12 protein-coding genes are annotated in these 12,470 nt (G+C 51.2%); 2 read left to right on the forward strand and 10 right to left on the reverse strand.

Translation table 11 applies throughout. From position 1 onward, the window contains the following. The 5 genes from HY879_10715 to HY879_10735 all read right to left on the reverse strand — a co-directional run. Positions 1–3,160 (reverse strand): beta-propeller fold lactonase family protein (locus tag HY879_10715; GenBank protein ID MBI5603818.1); only part of this gene is annotated, 3,160 nt, incomplete at its 3' end. Between the two features lie 10 nt (positions 3,161–3,170). Continuing rightward, complete coding sequence (locus HY879_10720; protein MBI5603819.1) at positions 3,171–3,344, reverse strand: hypothetical protein; 174 nt, start codon at positions 3,342–3,344, stop codon at positions 3,171–3,173. A 339-nt stretch (positions 3,345–3,683) separates the two neighbouring features. Beyond that, complete coding sequence (locus HY879_10725; protein MBI5603820.1) at positions 3,684–4,403, reverse strand: hypothetical protein; 720 nt, start codon at positions 4,401–4,403, stop codon at positions 3,684–3,686. A 70-nt stretch (positions 4,404–4,473) separates the two neighbouring features. After that, the gene (locus HY879_10730; protein MBI5603821.1) at positions 4,474–4,848 is read right to left on the reverse strand and encodes a PilZ domain-containing protein; all 375 of its coding nucleotides are present in this window, start codon (positions 4,846–4,848) and stop codon (positions 4,474–4,476) included. A 109-nt stretch (positions 4,849–4,957) separates the two neighbouring features. Next, positions 4,958–5,998 (reverse strand): hypothetical protein, encoded by a 1,041-nt coding sequence (locus HY879_10735; protein MBI5603822.1) that lies wholly within the window; start codon positions 5,996–5,998, stop codon positions 4,958–4,960. A gap of 252 nt (positions 5,999–6,250) precedes the next feature. Between HY879_10735 and HY879_10740 the strand changes: the two genes are divergently transcribed. Then, the gene (locus HY879_10740) at positions 6,251–6,631 is read left to right on the forward strand and encodes a clan AA aspartic protease (protein ID MBI5603823.1); all 381 of its coding nucleotides are present in this window, start codon (positions 6,251–6,253) and stop codon (positions 6,629–6,631) included. Between the two features lie 24 nt (positions 6,632–6,655). On the opposite strand, the gene HY879_10745 is transcribed toward HY879_10740, so the two are convergent. Then, positions 6,656–7,747 carry an NADH:flavin oxidoreductase gene (locus HY879_10745; protein MBI5603824.1) on the reverse strand — a complete coding sequence of 364 codons (1,092 nt, stop codon included), beginning with the start codon at positions 7,745–7,747 and terminating at the stop codon, positions 6,656–6,658. Between the two features lie 190 nt (positions 7,748–7,937). Here HY879_10745 and HY879_10750 point away from each other — a divergent pair, with 190 nt between their 5' ends. After that, positions 7,938–9,170, forward strand: a complete 1,233-nt coding sequence (locus HY879_10750) for a CoA transferase (protein MBI5603825.1) — start codon at positions 7,938–7,940, stop codon at positions 9,168–9,170. 159 nt (positions 9,171–9,329) lie between these two features. Here HY879_10750 and HY879_10755 read toward each other — a convergent pair whose 3' ends face one another. From HY879_10755 to HY879_10770, 4 genes are all read right to left on the reverse strand, one after another. Further along, entirely contained in the window at positions 9,330–9,536 is a 207-nt protein-coding gene (locus tag HY879_10755) for a TSUP family transporter (protein MBI5603826.1), read from the reverse strand. Positions 9,537–9,772: 236 nt separating this feature from the next. Continuing rightward, complete coding sequence (ugpC, locus tag HY879_10760) at positions 9,773–10,864, reverse strand: sn-glycerol-3-phosphate ABC transporter ATP-binding protein UgpC (GenBank protein ID MBI5603827.1); 1,092 nt, start codon at positions 10,862–10,864, stop codon at positions 9,773–9,775. Between the two features lie 61 nt (positions 10,865–10,925). Next, positions 10,926–11,939, reverse strand: coding sequence for an alcohol dehydrogenase catalytic domain-containing protein (locus HY879_10765; protein MBI5603828.1), 1,014 nt, complete (start codon positions 11,937–11,939; stop codon positions 10,926–10,928). A gap of 45 nt (positions 11,940–11,984) precedes the next feature. Further along, on the reverse strand, positions 11,985–12,470 hold a 486-nt coding region (locus HY879_10770; GenBank protein MBI5603829.1), incomplete at its 5' end, for a carbohydrate ABC transporter permease.

Genomic DNA, 12,470 nt, shown 5'->3' on the forward strand with positions numbered 1-12,470 from the left:
CCCCTTCCCCGACCGACCGGCTGCCGATTGGGTTCAGGACAGGAGGCCGGTTGACATTGCCGACAGTGATCGTGACCGTTTCAGAATCACTTTGAGGAGGTGCCCCGTTGTCGGTAACCGTGAACAGCACACTGTAATTGCCGGACTGATCATAGCCCGGGGTCCAGTTAAGTATTTGGGTCGACGGATCAAAGGTGGCTCCGGCTGGCAGATTGGAGGCGGTATAGGTCAGTCCATCTCCATCCGGATCGGTGGCCGAGACCGCAAAGGTGAGCAACTCATTTTCCTTGCCTGATTTCGGCCCAATAGAAGCAAGCACCGGCGGTTGATTAACGTTTCCGACGATGACAGTAATGGCTTCCGATGCAGATAACAAAGGAGACCCATTATCTGTTACCTTGAAAAGAACATTCTGATAACTTCCCGCCTGGCCATAACCTGGGATCCAAAAAAATACTTGTGTGGCCGGATCAAAAGTCGCACCCTGAGGCAGGTTGCTGGCTTCAAAAGTCAGATTGTCCCCATCAGGATCGGAACCGCCGACAGTGAATGTTAACGTGCTTCCTTCATTGACCGACTGGGTGCCGATAGTATTTAGAACAGGAGGCCGGTTGACATTGTTTACTGTGATCGTGATATCCTCAAAGTCCGTCAAACTTCCATCAGAGACTTCAAAACGGACCCCCGGATATGTCCCTGCCTGTGAGTAGCCCGGCGTCCAGGAGAAGATTCTTATGGAAGGGTTGAAGCCGGCCCCATCTGGTAGGTTCGCTGCTGAGAAAATCAAAGGATCTCCATCCGAGTCGGAACCATTAACCGTAAAGGTCAGAGTTTGCCCTTCGTTAATAATCTGGTTTCCAATCTGGTTAAGATTCGGGGCGCCATTAACATGAATAACAGTGAGTTGAGCGCTGCCACTGCTGGCGCCGTAGATGGAATCTCCGGGAAAAGTCGCGGTGACCCCGTTCGAATAGGTGCCGGTATTGATGCCGCTTAAACTGACGCCGGTCAAGGTGGCCAGGCCATTGCTATCGGTGTTGGCCCCCCCAGCAGGTGTGCCGTTTAAAGCAAAATTAATCATTTTATTCCCGAGACCTGAACCGCCTGAGGTCAAGGTGGCCGAGAGAGTGGTCGTTCCTCCATAAGCCCCCGAAGCCGGACTTACCGTCAAGTTAGTGTTGACCTGGCTAACGATCAGTTGGGCGCTGCCGGTACTGCCATTGTAGCTGGGATCTCCAGAAAAGCTGGCGCTGACACCTCCCGGATAGACACCCGCGTTAATCCCGGCCAGGCTGACTGCATTCAAGGTAGCCAGACCGCCGCTGTCGGTCGTGGCGGTTCCAACAGAATTCCCGTTGAGATAGAAATTGATGGTTTTACCGCCGACGTCTGAACCGCCTGAGGTCAGAGTGGCTGAAAGGGCAGTGGTTCCCCCATAAGGTCCGGTGGCGTTGGAAACGGTCAGGCTGGTGGCCGCCGGCGATCCAATGACAGGGGGTTGTATGGCTATAAATTTTAACCCGGCTACTGATATTCCGGTCAGCGTTGTGATCACCGAATTTAACGATGTATCGATGACAGACACCGTACCTTCGGAGCACTGGCCCGGAGTACTTCCACATATGTTTGTAATGTAGGCTCGCGTCCCGTCCGTGGTCAGAGCCACACCAAAGGGCAGTCTTCCGACGGGAATCGTGGTCACTGCGTTCATCTCCGTTGCGACGACGGCCACGTTGCCGCTATTATAGTTGGCGACGTAGACATGCCTCCCGTCCGGAGTGATCGCCACCATATAGGGATCGCCCAAAACCCCCACGGTCACCGTTCCTATTACGGTATTGGATGCTGTCGAGATAATTGACAAGGTGCCGCTTTGATTGTTCGCAACGTAAACACGGGATCCGTCCGGTGTCACCGCCACTCCTGTCGGGCCGGCCCCCACGGGTACGGTAGTCGTAACCGTCCGGGTGGCCGTATCGATCACCGACACAGTATTGCTGGATAAATTAGTGACGTAGGCGCGTGATCCATCGGGAGTAAAGGCCACTTGGTATGGGCCCACTCCCACGGACACGGTTCCCACCACCGTATTGCTCGTTGTATCGATCACCGAGACGATACCGACGAAACGATCTGTGACATAGGCTTGCGCCCCGTTTGGGGAAATGGCCAAGCCATGCGGATGGCCACCCACCAGGATCGTGGTCACGGCTGGTGGATTGGTAAGCATGTTAATCACCGAAACCGTGCCGCTCCCATAGTTGGCGACGTAGGCCCGCGATCCCTCCGGGGTCACTGCGATGCCCTCAGGTTGATCTCCCACATTCACGGTGGCCACGAGACTGTTTGTCGCTGTGTCGATGACTCGAACGGTGTCATCGTTTTCGTTCGTCACGTACATGAACGCCTGCGGGGGCCCGGGAGAGGTCGGACCCAAAGTCAGTTTCAGTCGGGTGCCAAGAAGTATAGAAGCCGGGGAGCCTGCAGTGCTTGTGTCGGATATTCCAACCCCCTGGACGGTGATGGTATAGGTTTCCCCGCCCGGTGGTGGAGTGACGTTCGATTCTTTCAAATCAATTCCAGAAGTCGGTCCCTGTTGCAATAAGACCACTTGGTTTGAACTGTCCAGGATGGTCAGGATAATATCACCGGTACTCCCATTGACGACCCCTTTAGTTTGGGCATATTCGATTTTGAGAGTCGACGTATTTGCTGGAACCGCTAATTGGGCGGTATAGGTTCCGTTGAGGTTTGCATGGGATCTTGTCTCACAAACTTGCGGAGAGTTATTGACGTCCACCTCAAAATGGATTGAAAAATCCCAGCTAAGAGGATTGGCCTGGTATTGAACCGGGTTCCGGTTGGTTCGGGCTATGGCTGCAACACAGGGGCTGTTAGGTGCGGAATATTGATAGATCGTCTTGTTCTGAGTTTCTTGAGCTAAACCGGTGCCTGCGGGTTGGGGCTGGATCAAATCCTGTTGTTGCAGGGTTATTACCTCGTGGTTCTGGCCGTTATCAGAGCCGATCCAGACATTGGCATCCCCCTGGTATCCGGTGAAGATCAGCGTAGGCCCCTGGGCATGAACAGGCCCCATTCCGAAGGCCGTCAAAATAAAAAGCAAAGCAAAGCCAATGATATTAAATATTCGTGCTTTCATTTTTTCCTCCTCACCACCTTAACCAGGGGTTTAAAAAGGATTGTAAGGAATAAAGGACTTTAGGTGATTTTAAAAAGGGGAGTTCTTTGGCCTGGGAAATGAAGATGAGAAAGTCTTTGCCCTCGATCAGGTGTCCCAATCGAAGGGAACACGCCCATGAATAGAGCATCAGGACCGCAGCCATTCAATATTCCTTTTGTCCACTGAATGGTTAAAAGCTAAAAATTTTTCCGCATCCTATTAAATCGATAACCCCAATATCTTGGTTTTAAGAAAAAGGGTTAATTGGGAGAGTTGATTTTCTAAGGGTTCCTCTTGATAATATTTTATTATTAATTTCCGAAATTAATCAAGGGTGATTTTGGGGGGGATAAAATGGGTATGCCCAAATACCCACTTTACTCGATAGCTTCTTTCCCGGAAAACCATCGATCTTAGGAACGAATTTGATAGATTGCAGTTCGAAACAAAAAGGCAGGATTAAATCTAATCCTGCCTTTTTTATCAATTAGTTGTTTTATGTTTAGTATTTTCCAAAACCCGGGCCTGCAGGGCTTCCATAAAAAATTCCATTATAGCCTCCGCAGGGATCATTATAAACCTCTTGAATGGTAGCGAACTCTCCCCAAATGTCCGGTCCGATTTCCGCACCACTAGCGGTATACCATATGCCACCACTTTTTGTGGCATCAGCAGGGGCGGCAACTATTTTGACAAAATCAACCCAATGACACTCCTTTCCATTATCATTATAGGCATCACTCATATGGTTGGTTTCCCAGGCACCTGAACCGATATAACCGATATAGCCATAGTGGCGGTCAAGTTTTCCATCACCATCACAATCCGTATTGGAGATCCAGGCATCATTCCATTTCATTGTCAATTGAATATCTCTATAAGGCCAATACCATCCTTTTGTAGGATCGAGGAGGTAAGTCTGCTGGGCTGGTGTAAGGGCATTTAAATAAGCTTGGGTATCTCCGTTGTACGGCGGGAATCCCCCTCCACCAAGGTATACGTTAGCATACGATCCTGAGAACATATGAGCCTGATAATTATAACCATATGGATCATATCCGGTTGGAATTAATTGTGGGAATAAATAATGGCCAGCAGAATAAGTAATTACCCCGTCTTGAATAGTGGTACAAACCGTTTTACCTCCCCCTTTTCCGGCAAAAGCCTGTGCAGCCATCAAACTTAAGACCAAACAACAAAAAACGATTACCATTTTTTTCATGATCTTTCCTCCTTTTGAATTATTTTACATCACAGAATTTAATTCACCATCCCTGAGAACGCTGAATAGTTTAAACTGACAACCCCAAAGTTTTGGTTTCCAGAAAATCTTTTAATTGCGAAGTCTGATTTTCTAAAAGAGGTCCAAAGGCCAAACCGCATTTTTTGGTAATGAATGGCGCTTCCTCATCGGGGGGGGGAGGCGAAAGGTGCAGATCATAGACCACCCGGCATGGAATTTTCGAAAGGTGAAATCCATTTTCGGACAGGAAGATATCTACTTGTGCTGGATTTCCTGTTAGGCTCCGGTCGGTGATATACTCCAACCCTACTCCTCCCAGGCTGATTTCCCTTACCCTTCCCACCGTGGTGAAGTTTGGGCCCAGGGCGGCAAAGGTGTTGTTTGGAGGCACATATCGGTTATATTTTCTTCTATCGCTCTTCAAGGGTCCCTCCTGAAGGACCATTATTACTTATTTCTGAAATTGATCAAGGGTGATTCTGGGGGGGATAAAATGGGTATATCCAATACCCACTTTCACCGAGGCTTCTCTCTCAGAAGGCCTTCGATCTGAGGAAAGTAGACAGGTTTGTATCTGCATCATGAAGTTGCAGTTTTTTCCGGATGTTTCTCCGGTGGGTTTTGACCGTTTCTATGGAAATGTTCAGCTCGCTGGTAATATCCTTGCTGGCCAGGCCGTTTTTAATCAGGGCGGCTATCCGTAATTCGATAGGGCTGAGAAGACCGAGGGTGTTGGCTGTTGTTGCCTCCTTTTCGTTTTCCGATAGTAAATCCTTTAAATGAACAGAAAGGACTTCCAATTCGGCCCGATGCTTTTCAAGCATCTTTTCTTTTTTAAGGTTTTCAACCAGAGGTATTATTTTTGTGCCGATGGTTACGGCCACTTTCCGTTCCGTTTCTTCCCTGGTTTTATCGATATTGCGGGCCAGGACGGTTATGGCCTTATTGGTCTCCCAAAGCTCCTGGCTGATCTTAGTCAGCTCTTCTTGCTTGAGTTTTAATTCTTCCTCGTTTTTCTTCGATTCGTTAAGAGCGGCACTTAGTTCGGAATCTTGTTCTTCAAGCCGCCGGTTTAATTCTTTCTGCGAGGCCTGTAAGCCCTCTTCCAGATGTTTCCGCTCGGTAAGATCCATAAAGATCCCTAAGGCCGCCGGGTGCCCCAGATGCCCGACCCGAACAAAGGAGTATTCCAGCCAAATAGGGGTCCGGTCCTTCTTGGTGGCGCGAATCGGGTGGTTTAAAGGGACGGGCTTTCCTTTGAGGCAATCGCGGTAGTGGTCGAAGAAAACTTGGCGGTCCTCTGGGTGTAATAAAATTTTTAGGGTTTGAAGGGGAAAAAATTTTATGGGTCTGAAACCTAGGCCGAGGTGTTTGGCCATGGCTGCATTGGCCCAGACCGGGGAAGGGGGATCTTTTTGAAAAAGCATAATCCCCTGCCTGGAATGTTCGAGTAAGGATATGTATTTTTGCCCTAATTCGTGCAAGGTCTCCTGTAAAATTCGGATGGATATCGGGTCCTTGGCCAATTCCGCCGTGGATCGTTTCGCTTTCGACGTCTTAAGATCTCCATTCATAGACTATCCATGGGACTATGGCCAGGCTATAAAAAAACCCCACTTCTCTATCGAGATATGGGGTTCGTCTGTTTCTAACAGCCCTCCACTGGTTAATGGTTGGCAATAAAATAAATTTTAGATTAAATAATATTAAACTATCAAATTATTTTCTAAAAAGTCAAGTTTTTATTGATAAAGAATGAACTTGACAACTTTCCCTAAACCATAGAAAATTTCATATAATACCCTAACGAAAGAAAGGAACTCATCATGGGATTGGTTATGGCAGAGATAACCCTCGAAAACCCAAGAGAGCCGACTCTTCAGCCCCTCAAGGTTGAGTCTTTAGTCGATTCCGGGTCGGTACACTTATGTATCCCGGAGCATGTCCGGATTCAACTGAAACTTGAGGAAATAGATAAGAAAGAGGTTACACTTGCCGATGGAGGGAAGAAGTTAGTCCCTTATGTGGGCCCCCTATTAATCCGATTCAAAAACCGTGTCGGGTTTGCCGGGGCGCTGGTCATGGGAGATCAAGTACTCCTTGGAGTGATCCCTTTGGAAGACATGGACTTGGTAATTTTGCCTAAGGAAAGAACGTTAGACGTTAACCCCAATAGTCCGAACATAGCCACTTCTATCGCTAAATAAAAAAACTGACAGAAAAGATCGCCACTAATCCCCTTCTTTCCCGGCCCGGGGATTGACTTTACAAATGGCATCCCCCGGCTTCCATTTGATGCCCATCATGGGCCGGAAACAGCTATTGCAGGAAGTACAAGGCACGATGTCTTCGCTTCGTCCCTCCAAGACCTTTTGGGGCCACTGGGGATCGGCGACCATTTGCCGGGCAATACCAACCAGATCGGCCCGACTCTGGGTCAATATAGCCTCGGCCACTTCAGGCCGGTTGATGCGTCCCACGGCCATGACCGGGACAGTTACCTCCTTTTTGATCGCTTCGGCTAAGGGGACAAAAGTACCCATTTTGGCCTTGGGGCCGGGGGAAGCACTGCGACCCCTGGGAAGCCCGATGGAGATATCGAAGGCATCGACCCCGGCTTTCTGCAACCGGGCGGCAAACACCCGGCTTTGGCGGAGGGTGATACCGTTTGGTCGCTTTTCCTCCGCCCCCAACCGATAAAGGATGGGGAATTTTCCTCCCACAGACTGACGTATGGCCTGGACAAGGGCCAGACCGAAACGCATCCGGCCTTCCAGGTCCCCGCCATATTGGTCCGTGCGCCGGTTGTCCGCCCCTGAAAAGAATTGGCAGACCAGATAGCCATGGGCACCGTGGATCTCCACAAAATCGAATCCGGCCGACTGGGCCGTTTCTGCCGCCCGGGCGAACTTCTGGATGATCGATTCGATTTCAGGAATGGTCAGGGCCCGCCTGTCGTCTATGGCCGAGGGGGCCACCTGTTCCGCCCCGGCAATCGTCTCGCCGCTACCGGCAGGCCACTGGTTGCCGTGCCAGAGCTGGATGCCGATCCTGGACCCGGCCTGCCGGATCTCGTCCGTAAAGGTCCGCATCCGCTCCACGAACAGACACACCCCGTCCGGTCGCCCCCAGGCCCCATCATCGATAAATAAATCGACCGAAGTGGCGCACATAATGATGGCCCCAACACCGCCCCTGGCCCGCTCCAGATAAAAAGCCCGGGCCCTCCGGTTGGCCAGCCCCAGGCGCAGTTGCATGGCCGGCATGATGATCCGGTTCTTCAGTTTCATTCCGTTAATGGTCAGGGGTTCGAACAATTTCATCTATTTCCTCCAGGTATCTTTCAGCCTTCTCATTTAGAGACGAACAATATATAAAGATAAAGCATATAGAAAAATCAATGTCAATCCCATTTCTTTTTTACTCTTTGATCCCTTCCTTTCCTGTGTTATATTTTGGGGGAAAAAGGGGGCGAGGATTCAAGGGTTCAAGTGAAAGGAAGGAGATCAGGGTATGTCGGACACGCCAAAGCTTCTCAAAGGAATTCGCGTAATCGAAGCGGCGACCATGGTTTTTGTCCCCTCAGCCGCGGCTATTATGGCCGATTTCGGGGCCGAGGTCATCAAAGTGGAAGCACCGGGTGGTGGGGATATCCACCGCTACGGACATCTGCTCCCCGGCATGCCCGAAAGCCCGGTTCCCTACGTCTTCCAGGTGGACAATCGGAACAAAAAGAGTATTGTGTTGGACCTCAAAAAAGAAGAGGGCCGGGAGATCCTGGGGAAGATGGTCGCTACGGCCGATGTCTTTCTGACCAGCTACCGATCAAAGGCGCTAAAAAATTTAAAGATGACCTACGAAGATTTCCAGCCCTTAAATCCCAGACTGATTTACGGTTATGGCTCCGGTTACGGCGAGCAAGGGCCTGAGGCGGACAAACCCGGTTACGATATGGTCTGTTATTGGTCGCGGTCGGGTATCGAAGGACAGATATTCCCCATGAATGACTGGTTAGGTCCCATTCCCTATGGGGCCGGGGACCACCCCAGCGGCATGACGCTCCTTACGGCCATCATGTTCGCCCTTTATGCCCGGGAAAAAACCGGTCAGGGCACCAAGGTCTCTACCTCCTTGCTGGCCTGCGGGGCCTGGGCCAATTCGAACATGATTCAGGGACAACTTTGCGGGGCCCGCTTCCTGGAACGGGTGCCCCGGGAACAATCATACAATTTTACCTTCATATACTACCTGGCCAGGGATGGACGACCCTTGAAGCTCAATATCAACGATCAGAAAAAAGATTGGGAACCCTTCTGCCGAGCCGTGGGGCGGCCGGACCTGATCGATGACCCCCGGTTTGCCACCGTCGACGTTCGCGTCAAGCACATGTCCGAGCTGATTGCCCTTTTTGATGAAGCTTTCGGTCGGCACGATCTGGCCTACTGGGACAAAGTTCTGTCGGAACATGACATCCCCTTCACCTCTATACGTAATTACGAAGAGATCGCCGGCGACCCGCAAATGGCGGCCACAAAGGTCTTTACCGAGGTCGATCATCCCCGGTACGGACCTTTCAGGACCGTGGACAGTCCGTTCAAGATCGAGGGCCAGAAAAAAATCAAGCCCGGGGCCGCCCCGGTGCTCGGTGAGCACACCCAAGAAGTATTAACGGCTTTAGGCTATCCGGAGGAAAAAATCAAGGACCTGCTCCACCGGGGTATTGCGGTTCAAAAACAAGGTTTTTAAGGGGTCGAGCAATTTATAAATTTTACATTTATATATTTACATCTTGGCAAGATTATTTGGTTATGGGGGGGTTGAAAATCTTGCAATAACAGGTTCCAGAAAGACAGATGGCACCCAAAGGGTATGACCGGTCGCACGGCTTTTTTTAGGCTTCTCCATCTAAACCCTTGTGGCCTGAGGCCATTCTAAGAAACCGGAAAGCGCCCCGACGATCCCCACGAAGACCATGGCGGCCAGGCTGGTACCGTGGGCCCGGTGCTGGCCGACCTCTAACAGACCGCCCATCAAAGGAATCATGACGAATCCGCCGCCGATCCCCAAGAGGCCGCCGAAAAGACCCGCCAAAATTCCGGTCAATAAACTCATGGCCTTATGATTCGGAGACCTTCACCTTGAGCCATAGCTTTCCAACCACAATAACGGCAACGGCCAGAAAAATTTCGACACCGTAGACAACCCATGGGGACGGGTGAAAAAGCTTTTCAAGATAGATGTCCTCGTTTCGTTTTCCGAATTACATCCAGGTAACCATTTCCAGGAAAGAGGCTTTGGAAGGAAAGATTAACCCTTCGCCTCACACCTTGTACCTTAAAAAAGGGCGCCTACCGGATGGCCAATTCTGTTTCCGGATCAAAGAAATGGAGATTCTCCAGGTTGGCTTTTAAGGTAATTTCCTGATGGGGCTTAGCCCGGGTCCGGGCATCCACGGAGGCCAGGAGATTGTGACCACCGACAGTAACGTCGAGAAAAATGTGGCTCCCAACCGGCTGGACCACCAGGACAACAGCCTGAAGGGTCCCCTTTTCTTCCAACGAATCGGCCGCTGAAAGATCTTCGGGCCGAACCCCCAAGATGATGTCTTTCCCGACATAAGGAGTCAAGGCCTGGGTCCTTCCCGGGGGAACGGTCAGGGACAATCCTGCGGACTCAATCAGCAACCGGCTGCCTCTTCCGCTGATATGAACGGGTATAAAATTCATGGTCGGAGAACCGATAAAACTGGCCACGAAGCGATTGGCCGGCTGGAAATAGAGTTCCAGCGGCTCTCCTACTTGTTGTATCAGGCCGTCTTTCATGACCACGATGCGATCCCCCATAGTCATGGCCTCGATCTGATCGTGGGTCACATAGATACTGGTGGTCTGCATGTTCTCATGCAATTTTTTCAATTCCAGGCGCATCTGGATCCTCAGCTTGGCATCCAGGTTGGAAAGGGGCTCGTCAAAAAGATAGACCTGCGGCGTGCGGACAATGGCCCGGCCCAGGGCCACCCGTTGTCGTTGGCCCCCGGATAACTCCCGGGGTTTCCTCTTTAAGAATTCGGCAATCCCCAGGATCTCGGCCGTCTTGACCACCCGGGCCTGGATCTCATGCCCGGGCACCTTTTTCAGCTTCAATCCAAAGGCCATATTATCAAAGACCGTCATGTGCGGATAGAGGGCATAGTTCTGGAAAACCATGGCCACGTCCCTCTCTTTGGGGGACACCTGGTTGACTAAGCGTTCTCCAATATAAATTTCTCCGTCGGTGATTTCCTCCAGACCGGCGATCATCCGTAAGGTAGTCGTCTTGCCGCAGCCGCTGGGCCCGACAAAAACCATAAATTCCCGGTCCTGAACGGTCAGGGAAAAATCATCCACCGCCACAACCTTTCCGTAGGTCCTACGGACATTTTTTAAGATCACCCGGGCCATATTTAGTGGTTTCTCCTGAACCTTTTTAAAGACTTTTAAATCGGTGTTGCCGGTCTAAATTTCAATCCGGATTTGGCTTTACCAATGGTTTCAAGGTCTTCCCTTCGCAATACGCACTGAAGGTTTCTTCCAATTTTTCGAGCGGAACAACCGGATGCATCATTTCTCGATACTGATCAGCCTTGGTTCGGAACAGCGCCATAAATTCCTTCGCCATGCCGATCGGAAAATAAAACGGATGCGCCAGAGTGAAATCCTTGCGGCGCCACCTGATATTCACAGGAATAGTCCAAGGCTGCGGACTCTGGCCAAACAAGACGACGCATCCACCGGCTTCAACCAGATCTAAGGCCATGTCACGTCCGGATTGATTGCCGGTGGCCTCGACGACGACCGTAAACCCTCCCTGCTCCGGAATATTCGGCACATCTATTTCTTTTGCATCCCAGGACAGGGCTGCCTGCATTCGGGTCGGGGCCGGGTCATAGACATGCACGTTGTGGTCAAAGCCGAGACTTGACAGGATAAGGAGACTCCCCAACCCCAACGGGCCCAGACCGACGATGGCGGCCTTCCCGGATTGGGCTTGGGAGTTGAGGGTTCGCAGGCCATACTGGATTCCATACGTAACGGTGCCGATCGTGTCGAGGATCAGGACGCCTTCGCTATCGGAAATATCTTCGGGCAGAGGGATGAGGCAGGAGGCGGGAGCTGTCAAATACTGCGCATATCCGCCGGGCCGATTAAAACCAACCTGTCCTCCGAGCACATTGATGCAGCGGTTCGTCTCGCCGACGTTGCAGAAACGGCACTGCCCGCAGTAGTGATGAATATAGAGGGCCACCCGCTCACCGAGGCGTCTGTTCGCTCCGGGTCCGTTCTTAACCACGATGCCCGTCAATTCATGGCCCGGGGTATTTTGCGTTCCCTTGTGGAAGAGGCGCTTGTCGGAACCGCAGAGGCCACAATATCTCGTTTTTAATAAAACTTCTCCCAAGCCCGGCTCCGGAATTGGCGCTTCCTGCACGGCGATTTTATCATGGCCAAGAAATACAGCCTGAAGCATTGAATTCATGGTACCCTTTCCCCCGGGGCTTTTTTAAAATCCACCCCCTGGGTCCTATCCTTTAACCGCTCCCGCCGTCAACCCCGCCACCAAGTACTTTTGGAGCAACAAGGCCAAAATAACCGTAGGCGTAAGAGCCAGGAAGGCGGTGGCGTTGATGATCGAGTACTGGAGGCTGAAATCGCTAATGAACGAACTCAGGAGCACGGGGAGTGTTTGTACCCCCTCGCTTGTCCCGAGCGTAATGGGAATCAGCAATTCATTCCAGGTGAGCAGGAAGGTGATGACAAAGGTGGCTGACAGGCCCGGCGCGGAAAGGGGCAGGACAATGCGGAAAAAGGTGCCTAACCGCGTGCATCCGTCAATACGCGCTGCCTCTTCCATATCGGTCGGCAAAGACTCGAAATAAGCGCGCAGAAGCCAAATAGTGAAAGGAAGCAAGAAACCGGTCTGGGTGAGGATCAGTCCCGTAAACGTGTTCAGAAGCCCGAGGCTGCGTAGAGTCAGGAACAACGGGATGACCAGGGCAATAAGGGGAAC

Source organism: Deltaproteobacteria bacterium, from assembly GCA_016219225.1.
In the GTDB taxonomy this organism is placed as follows: domain Bacteria; phylum Desulfobacterota; class RBG-13-43-22; order RBG-13-43-22; family RBG-13-43-22; genus RBG-13-43-22.

Bases quoted from the DNA above. Each gene is read 5' to 3' on its own strand.
- HY879_10720 (MBI5603819.1), bottom strand. From the start codon at position 3,344: ATGGCTGCGGTCCTGATGCTCTATTCATGGGCGTGTTCCCTTCGATTG.
- HY879_10725 (MBI5603820.1), bottom strand. From the start codon at position 4,403: ATGAAAAAAATGGTAATCGTTTTTTGTTGTTTGGTCTTAAGTTTGATG.
- HY879_10735 (MBI5603822.1), bottom strand. From the start codon at position 5,998: ATGAATGGAGATCTTAAGACGTCGAAAGCGAAACGATCCACGGCGGAA.
- HY879_10740 (MBI5603823.1), top strand. From the start codon at position 6,251: ATGGGATTGGTTATGGCAGAGATAACCCTCGAAAACCCAAGAGAGCCG.
- HY879_10745 (MBI5603824.1), bottom strand. From the start codon at position 7,747: ATGAAATTGTTCGAACCCCTGACCATTAACGGAATGAAACTGAAGAAC.
- HY879_10750 (MBI5603825.1), top strand. From the start codon at position 7,938: ATGTCGGACACGCCAAAGCTTCTCAAAGGAATTCGCGTAATCGAAGCG.
- HY879_10755 (MBI5603826.1), bottom strand. From the start codon at position 9,536: ATGAGTTTATTGACCGGAATTTTGGCGGGTCTTTTCGGCGGCCTCTTG.
- ugpC (MBI5603827.1), bottom strand. From the start codon at position 10,864: ATGGCCCGGGTGATCTTAAAAAATGTCCGTAGGACCTACGGAAAGGTT.
- HY879_10765 (MBI5603828.1), bottom strand. From the start codon at position 11,939: ATGAATTCAATGCTTCAGGCTGTATTTCTTGGCCATGATAAAATCGCC.